This is a genomic window from Pseudomonas sp. BP11-1-1 (assembly GCF_052112105.1).
GTDB classification, from domain to species: Bacteria; Pseudomonadota; Gammaproteobacteria; order Pseudomonadales; family Pseudomonadaceae; genus Aquipseudomonas; species Aquipseudomonas alvandae.
In genome coordinates this window covers 33,652-47,927 of record NZ_JAUTYU010000014.1, presented here as the reverse complement: position 1 = coordinate 47,927, position 14,276 = coordinate 33,652, and the positions used below count along the sequence as shown (strand labels likewise).

Sequence of the window (14,276 nt, the reverse complement as noted above, 5' to 3'; positions counted from 1 at the left end):
GGGATAAATCCCCTCGCCACAAGGATCGCGCAGTCGTTCCTGGATTATCAGGAATACCGCAACGCCTGCGCCGGTTCGATCTTCGCCGCGCGCCATGCCGGATACACGGTGGCGAGGAAGCTGAGGATGAACCCGGCAGAGCAGATCAGCACTACGTCGCCACGCTGCAACTCCGAAGGCAGGTTGCTGACGAAATACACGTCGGAACTGAAGATGTGCTGCCCACTGACCCGTTCCAGCCAGCCCACCAGCTCACTGACATTCAACGCCGCAATCACCCCCAGCACGCCACCGATCAACGTTCCGACGATGCCGATCACCGTGCCCTGGACCATGAAGATCGCCATGATCTGCCGCGGCGTGGCGCCGATGGTGCGCAGGATGGCGATGTCCGCGCCCTTGTCGTTCACCACCATGATCAGCGTGGCGATGATGTTGAACGCCGCCACCGCGACGATCATCAGCAGCAGCAAGCCGATCATGGTCTTTTCCATTTTCATGGCGCTGAACAGGCTGCCCTGGGTGTGGGTCCAGTCGTCGGCCTTGTAGTTCGCGCCGAGACCGGTGGCGATGTCGCCGGAGACCTTCGGCGCCGCGTACAAATCTTTCACCGCCAGCCGCACGCTTTGCACCTGGTTCGGCTGCCAATGCTGCATCTGCGCGGCGTCAGCCAGGTGGATCAGCGCCATGGAGCCGTCCAGCTCGGCGCCGACCTTGAACACACCGACCACGTTCAGGCGCTGCATCCGTGGCGTGATGCCCCCCGGTGCGGTACTGACTTCCGGCACGATCAAGGTGAGCTTGTCACCGACATTCAGGCGGAAACGCCGGGCCGTGATCTCGCCGATCACCACGCCATATTCACCCGGCTTAAGGGCGTCGAGGCGCCCCTGGACGATATGCTGGGCGACGATGGACACCTTGCCTTCCTGCGCCGGATCGACACCACTGATCTGGATCGGCTGCATCGACCCCTTATGGCTGAGCATGCCTTCCATTTCCGTGAACGGAACGGCAGCGGTGACTTCGGGATTCTTCAGCGCGGCGGCAGCTACCGGCTGCCAATCGTCGATCGGGTTCACGCCGACGATAGTGGCGTGGGGGACCATGCCAAGGATCCGCGAACTCATTTCACGCTGGAAGCCGTTCATCACCGACAACACCACGATCATCGCCAATACGCCAAGGGCGAGGCCGATCATCGACGTCATGGAAATAAACGAAACAAAGCGATTGCGGCGCTTGGCGCGGGTATAGCGCGTGCCGATGAAAATCGATAACGGTCTGAACATTCGCTGGGCACCGTATGAAAATAAAAGACCCGGCGCCTGCATCAGGCACCGGGTTTCGGTCGGTCAGATGGGCGTCAGGCAACCTTCCTGCAAATGCAGGACGCGGTCCATCTGGCGGGCCAGGTTCATATCGTGGGTCACCACCAGGAACGCTGTGCGCATCGAGGTGCTGAGCTCCAGCATCAAGTCCTGGATACCCTGGGCGGTATGGGAATCGAGGTTGCCGGTTGGCTCGTCGAGCATCACCAGGCCGGGCTTGTTGACCAGCGCCCGGGCAATCGCCACGCGCTGGCGCTCGCCACCGGACAGCTCGGCCGGCTTGTGCTCCAGGCGATGGCCCAGCCCTACCCGCTCCAACAGTGCAGTGGCGCGCTGACGCGCCTCGGGAATCGCCGTGCGGCCGATCAGCAGCGGCATGCAGACGTTTTCCAGGGCGGTGAATTCAGGCAGCAAATGGTGGAACTGGTAGACGAAACCCAGGGAGCGGTTACGCAGCAGGCCGCGGGCCTTCTCGTTCAACGCCGAGAGTTCTTCGCCGGCCAGCCAGACACTGCCGGTGGTTGGCGTGTCCAGCCCGCCCAACAGGTTGAGCAAGGTACTTTTGCCCGACCCGGAGGTGCCGACAATCGCCACGCGCTCGCCCGGGTGCAGCTCCAGTTGCAGGCCCGACAACACCACCACCGACTCCGGCCCTTCCTCGTAGGATTTGCCCAGGTTACGGCAGCTCAAGATTGCTTGTTCACTCATGCCCGACTCACTCATAACGTAACGCCTCCGCAGGCTGGGTGCGTGCGGCACGCCAGGCTGGATACAGGGTGGCGAGGAAACTCAGGACCAACGCGGCGCCGCAGACCATCAACACATCGTTGGCCTGCAACTGCGATGGCAGGTAGTCGATGAAGTACACGTCGGCGTTGAGAAACTTGTGCCCGATCAGGGTTTCGAGACCGGCAATCGCGGCGCTGACGTTCAGCGCGGCGAACATCCCGACCAGGGCCCCGACGAACGTACCGATGACACCGATAACGGTGCCCTGGACCATGAAGATGCGCATGATCTGTCCCGGCGTGGCGCCGAGGGTGCGCAGGATCGCGATGTCGCCCTTCTTGTCGTTCACCACCATCACCAGCGTGGAGATGATGTTGAACGCCGCCACGGCGACGATCAGCAACAGCAGCAGGCCGATCATGGCTTTTTCCATGCGGATCGCCTGGTACAGGTTGCCGTGGGTGCGCGTCCAGTCGCGGGCATAGTAACGGTCTTCGCCAAGCTGCTGGGCGATGTTCCAGGCAACGCGCGGCGCCTGGAACAGGTCATCGAATTTCAACCGCAGGCCTTGGACCTGGTCCGGTTTCCAGCGGTGCAGGCGGGCGAGATCCTGGAGATTGGTCACGCCGAGGTAGCCGTCCAGCTCACCAGCACCCACGTGGAAAATGCCGACCACGGTAAAGCGCTTCATGCGCGGGAACATGCCGCCCGGCGTGACGGTGACTTCCGGCGCGACGAAGGTCAGCTTGTCGCCGATGGCCACGCCGAGCTTGGCCGCGGCCTTGTCGCCAATCACGATGCCGAAATCGCCCGGCGCCAAGTCGTCGAGTTTGCCCTGCTTCATGAAGTTGTCGATGATCGACACTTGCCGTTCCAGCGCCGGGTCGATGCCGTTGAGCAAGACCTTGGAGACCTTGCCGTCATTGGTCAGCAGCCCTTGCATCTGGGTGAACGGCGCGACGGCCAGCACCTGCGGGTTCTGCTTGACCTTGGCAGCCAGGCTCGGCCAATCGCTGATGGCTTCGCCGGTTTCGAGGGTCGCGTGGGGCACCATGCCCAGCACGCGGGTGCGCATCTCATGGTCGAAGCCGTTCATCACCGACAGCACGACAATCATCACGACCACGCCAAGGGCCAGTCCGATGATGGACGTCAGGGAAATGAACGATACGAAATGATTGCGACGCTTTGCACGGGTATAACGCGTGCCGATGAATACGAAGAGAGGTCTGAACATGTCGGGGCTTGTTCGGAGGGAAAAGGAACGTCCTTGTGGCGGGGGTCACAAACCAGCTTTACACTCAGACCACCGCCGCTACCATGGGTTCGCCATGTCGACATTAGATGAAGAAGATCGCCGCGAATACTACCGTATCGAGGACACGATCGCACTGGAAATTCGGCCCCTGTCCATTCCTGAAGCTGCCAGCCAGGAAGTGTTGCAGGATGAGTCCCCACTGTTCAATCTGCTCAGCGAACTGCACCTGAGCGAATTCGAGTCACAGCACCTGTTGCGCCAGATCAGCGAGCGCGAGCGCAGCATCGCGGCGTACCTCAAGGCGATGAACAAACGCATCGACCTGCTCAGCCAGGTCATCGCCGTGACCGTGCTTGGTGAAATCGGCGAACCCCAGCCGGTGATCATTTCCGAAGGCGGTATCGACTTCCAATACCCCACCCCCATCGCCGTCGGGGCGCACCTGTCGGTCAAGCTGGTGTTGATGCCCCAGGCCCTCGGCTTGTTGTTGCGGGCGCGGGTCACCCATTGCGATCCGAAGGGTGGCGGCTACGACGTCGGCACCGAGTTTGAACACCCGACCGACGCCCAGCGTCAATTGTTGGCCCGCTACATCCTGCAAAAACAGGCGCAAGAACGGCGCCTGGCCCGGGAACTGAACGAATCTGGCATCAATAAGGAAGAACCGTGACCCTCATCTATGGCCACCGCGGCGCCAAGGGCGAAGCACCGGAAAACACCCTCACCGGTTTCCAGGAATGCCTCAAGCACGGCGTGCGCCGTTGCGAGCTGGACTTGCACTTGTCCATGGACGGCGAGTTGATGGTAATCCACGACCCGACCCTCAAGCGCACCACGGATCGCCGGGGCAAGGTGGTCGAACACACCGCCGCCGAACTGGTGACCTACGATGCGCGCAAGGGCGGCCCGGGCTGGATCAAGCCGTGCCCGATTCCGCGACTGGAAGAACTGTTCGAAAAATGTGATTTCGAACACTGGCAGCTCGAGGTGAAAAGCGCGTCACGCACCCGTGCCGCCGCGACCGTGCTGGGCATTCGTGAAATGGCCCAACGCTTCGGGCTGCTGGACAGGATCACCATCACCTCCAGCTCCCGGGAAGTGCTCAAGGCGGCCCTGGACCTGACCCCGGACATTTCCCGTGGACTGGTGGCCGAATACGCCTGGCTCGACCCGTTGAAGGTCGCCCAGAGCTACGGCTGCGAGATTCTGGCGTTGAACTGGACCCTGTGCACGCCGGAACGCCTGATCAAGGCGCAGCGCCAGGGGCTGCATGTATCGGTGTGGACGGTCAACGAGCCCGCGCTCATGCGCAGGCTCGCCGATTTTGGCGCTGACAGCCTGATTACAGACTTTCCCGGTTTGGCCACTGCCACCCTCGAGAATTGCTGAAATCGGTCTCCCCGGCCGGCTCAGGCCACCGGCCGGAGCCGCTCAAAAAAGCCGGTTGAGCCCGTCGTACGCCGCGACCCGATAGGCTTCGGCCATGGTCGGGTAGTTGAACGTGGTGTTGACGAAGTATTTGAGCGTGTTCAGTTCGCCCGGCTGGTTCATGATCGCCTGGCCGATATGCACGATCTCCGAAGCCTGGTAGCCGAAGCAGTGCACGCCCAGTACTTCCAGCGTCTCGCGATGGAAGAGGATCTTCAGCATGCCTTGCGGCTCACCGGCGATCTGCGCCCGCGCCATGCTCTTGAAGAAGGCCTTGCCCACTTCATAAGGCACCTTGGCCTGGGTCAGCTCCTGCTCGTTCTTGCCGATCGAGCTGATTTCCGGAATGGTGTAGATGCCGGTCGGTACGTCGTTGACGAAGCGCCAGCTGCCGTTGTCGACAATGCTGCCGGCGGCCGAACGGCCCTGGTCGTGGGCGGCACTGGCCAGGCTCGGCCAACCGATCACGTCACCGGCACCGTAGATGTTCGGCACGCAAGTGCGGTAGTTCTCGTCGACTTCGATCTGGCCACGGCTGTTGACCTTCACGCCGATGTTTTCCAGGCCCAGGGTGTCGGTGTTGCCGGTACGACCGTTGCACCAGAGCAAGGCGTCGGCCTTGATCTTCTTGCCGGACTTGAGGTGCAGGATCACGCCGTTGTCGACGCCTTCGACGCGATCATAGTCTTCGTTGTGGCGCACGGTGATGTTGTTGTTGCTGAAGTGATAGCTCAGGGCCTGGGAAATTTCCGAATCCAGGAAGCTCAGCAACTGGCCGCGGTTGTCCACCAGTTCCACCAGCACGCCCAGGCCGCTGAAGATCGAGGCGTATTCGCAACCGATCACGCCGGCACCGTAGACGATGAGCTTACGCGGGGTGTGACCCAGGCTCAGGATGGTGTCGCTATCGTAGATACGCGCATGGTTGAAATCGATATCGGCCGGGCGATACGGGCGCGAACCGGTGGCGATGATGATGTGCTTGGCCACCAGCTTCTCGACCACGCCATTGCCGCAGACCACTTCGACGGTCTGCTCGTCGGCGAAGCTGCCGGTGCCGAAGAACACATCCACGCGGTTGCGGGCGTAGTAGCCGGTACGCGAGGCCACTTGCTTGGAGATCACCTTCTCGGCGCTCTTGAGCACGTCAGGGAAGGAGAACCAGCGCGGCTCGCCGATGGCCCGGAACATCGGGTTGGTGTTGAACTGCATGATCTGCCGGACCGAGTGACGCAAGGCCTTGGACGGGATGGTACCCAAGTGGGTGCAGTTGCCGCCAACCTGCCGACGGCTGTCGACCATCGCCACTTTGCGCCCTGCCTTGGCCGCGTTCATTGCCGCGCCTTCCCCAGCAGGGCCGGAACCCAGTACTACCACGTCGTAGTTGTAGACAGCCATGCGTACTCCTCAGAACAGGCCGCGATGCCACGCTTGGCACCGACGGCTAAATCATGCCGGCCGGCGGCATGAAGGAACAATTTGGGGCCGGTTCACGAGCCCGGCCACAGTCTATAGAAGCGTCAACGCCGCGCACATTACCCCTTGGTCGCGTCGTAGGCTAGTTTTGCCTGCGCTATTTCGCCACAGGTAGGCTTTCAAAACGCTGTCAGCGTTCACTTAAGATTTGCCCAGATCATCGTGGCGAGGGAGCTTGCTCCCGCTGGGCTGGGCTGCGGCCCCCTTTTGTGAGCGCTTCGCACTCAAGCGGGAGCAAGCTCCCTCGCCACGGTAATCCCACTTCAGTGGTCATTGGTTTTTCCACGGGTCATCCGTTCAAAGATGTCGTTGGTGCGGCTGACGAAACGCTCCCCATCCCGCAATACGAAAAATACCCCGATGCCGTGCTTCTGGGCATAGTCCCAAGCCTGTTCAGGACCGAGAATCAGCAACAGCGTCGATAGTCCATCGGCCATCATTGCTGAAGGATGAATTACCGTGACTGACGCCAGGTTGTGTAGGACCGGAGCCCCCGTGCGCGCATCAAAAGTGTGGGAATACCGCCTACCGCCCTGTTCGAAATATTTCCGGTAATCGCCCGACGTCGAAACCCCGTAGCCGTTGACCTCGATGACCCGCTCGGCCACTTGCCGATCGTCCCGTGGTTCTTCCAGGGCGATGCGCCAGGGCGAGCCATCCGGCTTGTGCCCGACGGCCTTGAGTTCACCGGTGGCCTCGGCCAGGTAGCTGTCGATGCCCAGGGCCTGGAGCCTGGCGGCGATGCGGTCGACGGCATACCCCGCCGCAATGCTGTTGAAATCAACTTCCACGGCGGCGTCCTTGCACAGCCGGTCGCCCTCAATGCGCAGATGTTTATGACCAACGCGCTGACGAGCCTGAGCCAGGGCCTCGGCGCTTGGCACCTTTTCTTCCCGGGACTGCGGACCGAAGCCCCACAGGTTCAGGAGAGGCTCAACCGTCAGGTCGAAGGCACCGTCGCTTTGCGATGACAGTTGCTCGCCCATGCGGATCAATTCGAGGACCGGACCGGGCATCACCGGGCAGCTGTCAGCAGGCAGCGCATTGAAGCGCTCAATGTCCGAGTCACTGCGATAGGTGGACAACTGCCGATCCACTTCGGCGAGGATCTGTTCCACTTCGTCCTGCACCGTTTTCGGACCGGGCGTGGCGATATGCCTGACGTACTGGATGGAATAGCGGCTGCCCATGGTCGGGCCGTCGAAGCGCTCCAGGGTATCGCCGTTGCCACAGGCGGATAACACGCCCGCCAGCATCACAAGCCCTATCCAACGTCCAGTTAACAAATCTTCATCTCCCCTCAAAACCGCGCCGGCCATTATGGGCTACAGCGCATGCAAAAAACCTGTGGGAGCGAGCTTGCTCGCGATAGCGGCGCAACAGTCAGCATCAAGGTGACTGACACACCGCCATCGCGAGCAAGCTCGCTCCCACAGGGGCTGCTGCGTTTTCATACAAGATTTGCCAGAGTGAGTACCTACCCATGTCTTCCAACACGAGCAACGGCAAGGCAATTTTCCGCGTCGTCAGCGGCAACTTCCTGGAGATGTTCGACTTCATGGTCTACGGCTTCTACGCCACGGCCATCGCCAAGACATTCTTCCCGACCGACAGCGCCTTCGCGTCGCTGATGCTGTCCCTGGCCACATTCGGCGCGGGGTTCCTGATGCGTCCCCTGGGGGCTATTTTTCTCGGCGCCTACATCGACCGCCATGGCCGTCGCAAAGGCTTGATCATCACCTTGGCAATGATGGCCGCTGGCACGGTGCTGATTGCCTGCGTGCCGGGCTACGCCACATTGGGCGTGGCGGCACCGTTGCTGGTGTTGCTGGGTCGATTGCTGCAAGGTTTTTCCGCTGGCGTGGAACTGGGCGGCGTATCGGTGTACCTCGCGGAAATTTCCACGCCGGGGCGCAAGGGTTTCTTCGTCAGTTGGCAGTCCGCCAGCCAACAGGCTGCGGTGGTGTTCGCCGGCCTGCTGGGTGTTGGCCTCAATCACTGGCTGAACCCACAGGAGATGGGCGAATGGGGCTGGCGCGTGCCGTTCCTCATCGGTTGCCTGATCGTGCCGGTCATCTTCATGATTCGCCGCTCGCTGGAGGAAACGCCTGAATTCCAGGCAAGAAAACATCGCCCTACCCTGTCGGAAATCACCCGTTCCATCGGTCAGAACTTCGGTATCGTCCTGGCCGGCATGGCGCTTGTGGTCATGACCACAGTGTCGTTCTACCTCATCACGGCCTACACGCCGACGTTTGGCAAGGCCGAGTTGAATCTGTCGGACTTGGATGCCTTGCTGGTCACGGTGTGCATCGGCTTGTCGAATTTCTTCTGGCTGCCAGTGATGGGGGCGTTTTCCGACAAGATCGGCCGCAAACCCCTGCTGCTCGGTGCGACGATCCTGGCGATCCTGACCGCGTACCCGGCGCTGTCCTGGCTGGTGGCAAACCCGAGTTTCAGCCATTTGCTGATCGTCGAGTTGTGGCTGTCCTTCCTGTATGGATCGTACAACGGGGCCATGGTGGTCGCCTTGACGGAAATCATGCCGGTCGAAGTGCGCACCACCGGTTTTTCCCTGGCCTATAGCCTGGCCACCGCCACCTTCGGCGGTTTTACCCCGGCGGCCTGCACCTACCTGATCCATGTGCTCGACAACAAGGCGGCACCGGGAATCTGGCTCAGCGGCGCGGCGGTGCTGGGATTGATTGCGACCCTGGTGCTGTTCAAGGGCAATCGGCATGCACTGCGCACGGCGCAGGCCTCGGTAGTGGGCAGCGCCTGACAGATCGCCATCGTCGGATCGCCGCCCGGAGCAAGCTCGCTCCCACAGTTGATCGAGTTGTTGCTGAGTTATGCGGTCCAATGTGGGAGCGAGCTTGCTCGCGATGAGGCCAGCCCAAGCAACAGAAAACCCAGACAAAAAAAACGCCCCGACAAGTCGGGGCGCTTTCATTTGCAGCTAAGGCTTAGCGCGGGAACGCAGGCGGATTCACATCAGCCATGTCTTCCATCACGCGAACCACCTGGCAGCTGTAGCCGAACTCGTTGTCGTACCAGACGTACAGGACAACGCGGTTATCCTGGACGATGGTCGCTTCAGCATCGACAACACCGGCGTGGCGGGAGCCCACGAAGTCGGTGGACACCACTTCCTGCGAGTTGACGAAATCGATTTGCTTATGCAGATCGGAGTGCAGCGCCATGTAGCGCAGGTACTCGTTCATCTCTTCACGGGTGGCGGCTTTCTCAAGGTTCAGGTTGAGAATGGCCATCGATACGTTCGGCGTCGGGACACGGATCGCGTTACCGGTCAGCTTGCCAGCCAGCTCAGGCAGGGCCTTGGCAGCAGCAGTGGCGGCACCGGTCTCGGTGATGACCATGTTCAGCGCCGCGCTACGACCACGGCGATCGCCCTTGTGGAAGTTGTCGATCAGGTTCTGGTCGTTGGTGTACGAGTGAACGGTTTCGACGTGACCGTTGATGATGCCGAACTTGTCATTCACAGCCTTGAGCACCGGCACGATGGCGTTGGTGGTGCAGGAAGCGGCGGAAACGATCTTGTCGTCGGCAGTGATGTCGCCGTGGTTGATGCCGTGGACGATGTTCTTCAGCTTGCCCTTGCCAGGCGCGGTCAGGACAACGCGGTCGACACCCGGGCAGGCCAGGTGTTGGCCCAGGCCGTCGGCATCACGCCATACACCGGTGTTGTCCACCAGCAGTGCGTTCTTGATGCCGTACTGGGTGTAGTCCACCTCGGTCGGATTCTTCGCGTAGATCACCTGGATCAGGTTGCCGTTGGCGGTGATGGTGTTGTTTTCTTCATCGATGGTGATGGTGCCGTTGAACGAACCATGGACCGAATCGCGACGCAGCAGGCTGGCACGCTTGGTCAGGTCGTTCTCGGCGCCCTTGCGCACGACGATGGCGCGCAGGCGCAGGCCGTCGCCACCACCGGTTTTCTCGATGAGGATGCGTGCCAGCAGGCGGCCGATACGGCCAAAGCCGTACAGCACGACGTCGGTGCCTTTGCGCGGCGAAGCGTTTTGCTGGCCAACCACATCGGCCATTTCTTCGCGAACGAACTGCTCGGCGCTACGGCCATTGGCTTCGCTGCGGAATTTGAACGCCAACTTGCCCAGGTCCACCGAGGCCGCGCCGAGCTTGAGCTCGCTCATGGCCTTGAGCAGAGGGAATGTTTCGTGGACGGAGAGTTCGCTGTCGTCGGAAGAACGGTGGCGAGCAAAGCGGTGGGCTTTGAGGATCGCGATGACAGACTGGTTGATCAGGCTGCGGCCATAGATCGAGCTCACCACGTTGTTATTGCGGTAGAGCTGACCGATGAGAGGGATCATCGCTTCTGCGAGTGCTTCACGATCAATCCATTCACCAAGACACTGGTCGGGCTTCTGAGTCACGGTAACCTTCCACATGTAGGGGCTGAAAAAAGGGGCTACATTATGCCGCCGAGTCCTCGCCGGAGCAATGCGCGCCCGTCGCGCCGTGGTTTTGCGTTCTAGCAGCGTAGTCCGCGACTGACAGCCGGGCCCTTCAGCCGCTACAATTGTCGACTTTGTCGCAACGCTGGAGCTCAACCTTCCGTGCCCGTTCTGCGTCTTCCGCTTCTCCCTGCCGCGGCAGGTAAACAGCACTGGGGCAACCTGCCCGGTGCCGCCCTGAGCCTGGCTATCGCCGAGGCCGCCAGCGCTGCAAAGCGCTTCACCCTGTTGTTGACCGCCGACAGCCAGAGTGCCGAGCGGCTCGAGCAGGAGCTGGGTTTCTTCGCCCCGGATTTGCCGGTATTGCATTTCCCGGACTGGGAAACCCTGCCCTACGACCTTTTTTCGCCGCACCAGGACATCATTTCCCAGCGCATCGCCAGCCTTTATCGGCTGCCGGAGCTCAGTCATGGCGTTTTGGTAGTGCCGATCACCACAGCCCTACATCGCCTGGCGCCGACCCAATTCCTGCTGGGCAGCAGCCTGGTTCTGGACATCGGCCAGAAGCTCGACGTCGAGCAGATGCGCACTCGGCTTGAGGCCAGCGGCTACCGCTACGTCGACACCGTGTACGAGCACGGCGAGTTCACGGTGCGCGGGGCGTTGATCGACCTGTTCCCGATGGGCAGCAAACTGCCGTATCGCATCGATCTGTTCGATGACGAAATCGAGACTCTGCGCACCTTCGACCCGGAGAACCAGCGCTCCATCGACAAGGTCCAGTCGATCCGCCTGCTGCCGGCCAAGGAATTCCCACTGCAAAAAGACGCGGTGACTCGCTTCAAGGCGCGTTTTCGCGAGCGTTTTGACGTGGATTTCCGCCGTTGCCCGATTTTCCAGGACCTGAGCAGCGGAATCACCCCGGCCGGCATCGAGTATTACCTGCCGTTGTTCTTCGAAGAAACCTCCACGCTGTTCGATTATCTGCCCCAGGACACCCAGGTATTTTCTCTGCCGGGCATCGAGCAGGCCGCGGAAAACTTCTGGAACGACGTGCGCAATCGCTACGAAGAACGTCGCGTCGATCCGTCCCGTCCTTTATTGCCGCCCGCCGAGCTGTTCCTGCCGGTGGAGGACTGCTTCGCCCGGCTCAAGAGCTGGCCGCGCGTGGTGGCGAGCCAGCAGGACGTGGAAACCGGCGTCGGTCGTGAACGCTTCCCCGCCAAGCCCTTGCCGGACCTGGCGATCGAAGCCAAGGCCACGCAACCGCTGGCGGCCCTGGCCGGTTTCCTCGACGGATTCCCTGGTCGCGTGCTGTTTACCGCCGAGTCCGCAGGCCGCCGCGAAGTACTGCTGGAACTGCTTGATCGCCTGAAGCTGCGCCCGAAGACCGTCGACAGCTGGCCTGACTTTGTCGCGGGCAAGGATCGCCTGGCGATCACCATCGCGCCGCTTAACGACGGCCTGGTCCTTGACGATCCCGCCCTGGCCCTGGTGGCCGAAAGCCCGTTGTTCGGCCAGCGCGTGATGCAGCGTCGCCGCCGCGAGAAACGCGCCGACGCCGCCAACGACGCGGTCATCAAGAACCTCACCGAACTGCGCGAAGGTGCGCCGGTGGTGCACATCGATCATGGCGTAGGCCGTTACCTGGGCCTGGCGACCCTTGAGATCGAAAACCAGGCCGCCGAATTCCTCACCCTGGAATACGCCGAGGGCGCCAAGCTCTACGTGCCTGTGGCGAACCTGCACCTGATCGCCCGCTACACCGGCAGCGACGACGCCTTGGCCCCGCTGCATCGCCTGGGTTCGGAAACCTGGCAGAAGGCCAAGCGCAAGGCCGCCGAACAGGTGCGCGATGTGGCGGCCGAGTTGCTGGATATCTATGCCCGCCGTGCCGCGCGCGAGGGCTATGCATTCGCCGACCCGAAAGCCGACTACGAAACCTTCAGCGCCGGTTTCCCGTTCGAAGAAACCGTCGACCAGCAGACCACCATCGAAGCCGTGCGCGCCGACATGCTTGCGCCCAAGCCCATGGACCGCCTGGTGTGCGGCGACGTAGGCTTCGGCAAGACCGAAGTGGCGATGCGCGCCGCGTTCATTGCCGTGCACGGCGGCAAGCAAGTGGCGATCCTGGTACCGACCACCCTGCTCGCCCAGCAGCACTACAACAGTTTCCGCGACCGCTTCGCCGACTGGCCCGTGACCGTGGAAGTGATGAGCCGCTTCAAGTCCGCCAAGGAAGTGAACGCCGCCGTCGCGGACCTGGCCGAGGGCAAGATCGACATCGTCATTGGCACGCACAAGCTGCTGCAGGACGATGTGAAGATCAAGAACCTGGGGCTGGTGATCATCGATGAGGAACACCGCTTTGGCGTGCGCCAGAAAGAACAGCTCAAGGCCCTGCGCAGCGAAGTCGACATCCTGACCCTGACCGCCACGCCGATCCCGCGCACCTTGAACATGGCGGTGTCGGGCATGCGCGACCTGTCGATCATCGCCACACCGCCAGCCCGCCGCCTGTCGGTGCGCACCTTCGTCATGGAGCAGAACAAAAGCACGGTCAAGGAAGCCCTGCTGCGTGAGCTGCTGCGCGGCGGCCAGGTTTATTACCTGCACAACGATGTGAAGACTATCGAGAAATGCGCCGCCGACCTGGCCGAGCTGGTACCGGAGGCCCGCATCGGCATCGGTCACGGGCAGATGCGCGAGCGCGAGCTCGAACAGGTGATGAGCGACTTCTATCACAAGCGCTTCAACGTGCTGATCGCCTCGACCATCATCGAGACCGGCATCGACGTGCCGAGCGCCAACACCATCATCATCGAGCGCGCCGACAAATTCGGCCTGGCCCAGTTGCACCAGTTGCGCGGCCGGGTCGGACGCAGTCACCACCAGGCCTACGCCTACCTGCTGACACCGCCGCGCCAGCAGATCACCCCGGACGCGGAAAAGCGCCTGGAAGCCATTGCCAATACCCAGGACCTGGGCGCCGGTTTCGTGCTGGCCACCAACGACCTGGAAATCCGTGGCGCCGGCGAATTGCTTGGCGACGGCCAGAGTGGCCAGATCCAGGCAGTGGGCTTCACCCTGTACATGGAAATGCTCGAACGGGCGGTCAAGTCGATCCGCAAGGGCGAACAACCAAACCTCGACCAACCACTGGGCGGCGGGCCGGAGATCAACCTGCGGGTGCCGGCGCTGATCCCGGAAGATTATCTGCCGGATGTCCACGCACGCCTGATCCTCTACAAGCGCATCGCCTCGGCCACTGACGAGGAAGGCTTGAAGGATCTGCAGGTGGAAATGATCGACCGCTTCGGCCTGCTGCCGGAGCCGACCAAGAATCTGGTGCGCACCACGCTGCTCAAGCTCAAGGCCGAGCAACTGGGCATCAAGAAAGTCGACGGCGGGCCCAACGGCGGCCGTATCGAGTTCGAAGCCCAGACCCCGGTCGATCCACTGGTGCTGATCAAGCTGATCCAGGGCCAGCCCAAACGCTACAAGTTCGAAGGCGCCACGATGTTCAAGTTCATGGTGCCCATGGAACGCCCGGAAGAGCGTTTCAATACCGTAGAGGCGCTGTTCGAGCGCCTCACTCCGACCACTGCTTGAAGGACG

Annotated in this window: 10 protein-coding genes; 4 read left to right on the top strand and 6 right to left on the bottom strand. The window is 61.8% G+C overall.

Going from position 1 to position 14,276, the window contains the following annotated elements:
- Positions 1-47 precede the first annotated feature (47 nt).
- The 3 genes from Q7C33_RS22155 to Q7C33_RS22145 all read right to left on the bottom strand — a co-directional run bounded on the left by Q7C33_RS22155 (position 48) and on the right by Q7C33_RS22145 (position 3,297).
- The gene (locus Q7C33_RS22155) at positions 48-1,292 is read right to left on the bottom strand and encodes a lipoprotein-releasing ABC transporter permease subunit (RefSeq protein WP_030139967.1); all 1,245 of its coding nucleotides are present in this window, start codon (positions 1,290-1,292) and stop codon (positions 48-50) included.
- A 63-nt stretch (positions 1,293-1,355) separates the two neighbouring features.
- Positions 1,356-2,054 carry a lipoprotein-releasing ABC transporter ATP-binding protein LolD gene (gene lolD / locus Q7C33_RS22150; RefSeq protein WP_407684169.1) on the bottom strand — a complete coding sequence of 233 codons (699 nt, stop codon included), beginning with the start codon at positions 2,052-2,054 and terminating at the stop codon, positions 1,356-1,358.
- Complete coding sequence (locus Q7C33_RS22145) at positions 2,047-3,297, bottom strand: lipoprotein-releasing ABC transporter permease subunit (RefSeq protein ID WP_407684168.1); 1,251 nt, start codon at positions 3,295-3,297, stop codon at positions 2,047-2,049. Before Q7C33_RS22145 ends, lolD begins: the two co-directional genes overlap by 8 nt.
- A 94-nt stretch (positions 3,298-3,391) precedes the next feature.
- On the opposite strand from Q7C33_RS22145, the gene Q7C33_RS22140 reads away from it, so the two are divergent.
- The gene (locus Q7C33_RS22140) at positions 3,392-3,988 is read left to right on the top strand and encodes a PilZ domain-containing protein (protein WP_030139964.1); all 597 of its coding nucleotides are present in this window, start codon (positions 3,392-3,394) and stop codon (positions 3,986-3,988) included.
- Positions 3,985-4,707 carry a glycerophosphodiester phosphodiesterase gene (locus tag Q7C33_RS22135; RefSeq protein ID WP_030139963.1) on the top strand — a complete coding sequence of 241 codons (723 nt, stop codon included), beginning with the start codon at positions 3,985-3,987 and terminating at the stop codon, positions 4,705-4,707. Before Q7C33_RS22140 ends, Q7C33_RS22135 begins: the two co-directional genes overlap by 4 nt.
- Positions 4,708-4,749: 42 nt before the next feature.
- On the opposite strand, the gene sthA is transcribed toward Q7C33_RS22135, so the two are convergent.
- Complete coding sequence (sthA, locus tag Q7C33_RS22130; protein ID WP_003183399.1) at positions 4,750-6,144, bottom strand: Si-specific NAD(P)(+) transhydrogenase; 1,395 nt, start codon at positions 6,142-6,144, stop codon at positions 4,750-4,752.
- Between the two features lie 341 nt (positions 6,145-6,485).
- The gene (locus Q7C33_RS22125) at positions 6,486-7,478 is read right to left on the bottom strand and encodes an FAD:protein FMN transferase (protein WP_407684184.1); all 993 of its coding nucleotides are present in this window, start codon (positions 7,476-7,478) and stop codon (positions 6,486-6,488) included.
- A 227-nt stretch (positions 7,479-7,705) separates the two neighbouring features.
- On the opposite strand from Q7C33_RS22125, the gene Q7C33_RS22120 reads away from it, so the two are divergent.
- Positions 7,706-9,004 (top strand): MFS transporter, encoded by a 1,299-nt coding sequence (locus tag Q7C33_RS22120; protein ID WP_030139961.1) that lies wholly within the window; start codon positions 7,706-7,708, stop codon positions 9,002-9,004.
- Between the two features lie 184 nt (positions 9,005-9,188).
- Here Q7C33_RS22120 and Q7C33_RS22115 read toward each other — a convergent pair whose 3' ends face one another.
- Positions 9,189-10,652, bottom strand: a complete 1,464-nt coding sequence (locus Q7C33_RS22115; RefSeq protein ID WP_030139960.1) for a glyceraldehyde-3-phosphate dehydrogenase — start codon at positions 10,650-10,652, stop codon at positions 9,189-9,191.
- Between the two features lie 168 nt (positions 10,653-10,820).
- On the opposite strand from Q7C33_RS22115, the gene mfd reads away from it, so the two are divergent.
- A complete protein-coding gene (mfd, locus tag Q7C33_RS22110) occupies positions 10,821-14,270 on the top strand; it encodes a transcription-repair coupling factor (RefSeq protein ID WP_198797743.1) in 3,450 nt (1,149 codons plus the stop codon).
- Positions 14,271-14,276: the final 6 nt, after the last annotated feature.

Bases quoted from the DNA above. Each gene is read 5' to 3' on its own strand.
- Q7C33_RS22155 (WP_030139967.1), bottom strand. From the start codon at position 1,292: ATGTTCAGACCGTTATCGATTTTCATCGGCACGCGCTATACCCGCGCC.
- lolD (WP_407684169.1), bottom strand. From the start codon at position 2,054: ATGAGTGAGTCGGGCATGAGTGAACAAGCAATCTTGAGCTGCCGTAAC.
- Q7C33_RS22145 (WP_407684168.1), bottom strand. From the start codon at position 3,297: ATGTTCAGACCTCTCTTCGTATTCATCGGCACGCGTTATACCCGTGCA.
- Q7C33_RS22140 (WP_030139964.1), top strand. From the start codon at position 3,392: ATGTCGACATTAGATGAAGAAGATCGCCGCGAATACTACCGTATCGAG.
- sthA (WP_003183399.1), bottom strand. From the start codon at position 6,144: ATGGCTGTCTACAACTACGACGTGGTAGTACTGGGTTCCGGCCCTGCT.
- Q7C33_RS22125 (WP_407684184.1), bottom strand. From the start codon at position 7,478: ATGCTGGCGGGCGTGTTATCCGCCTGTGGCAACGGCGATACCCTGGAG.
- Q7C33_RS22120 (WP_030139961.1), top strand. From the start codon at position 7,706: ATGTCTTCCAACACGAGCAACGGCAAGGCAATTTTCCGCGTCGTCAGC.
- Q7C33_RS22115 (WP_030139960.1), bottom strand. From the start codon at position 10,652: ATGTGGAAGGTTACCGTGACTCAGAAGCCCGACCAGTGTCTTGGTGAA.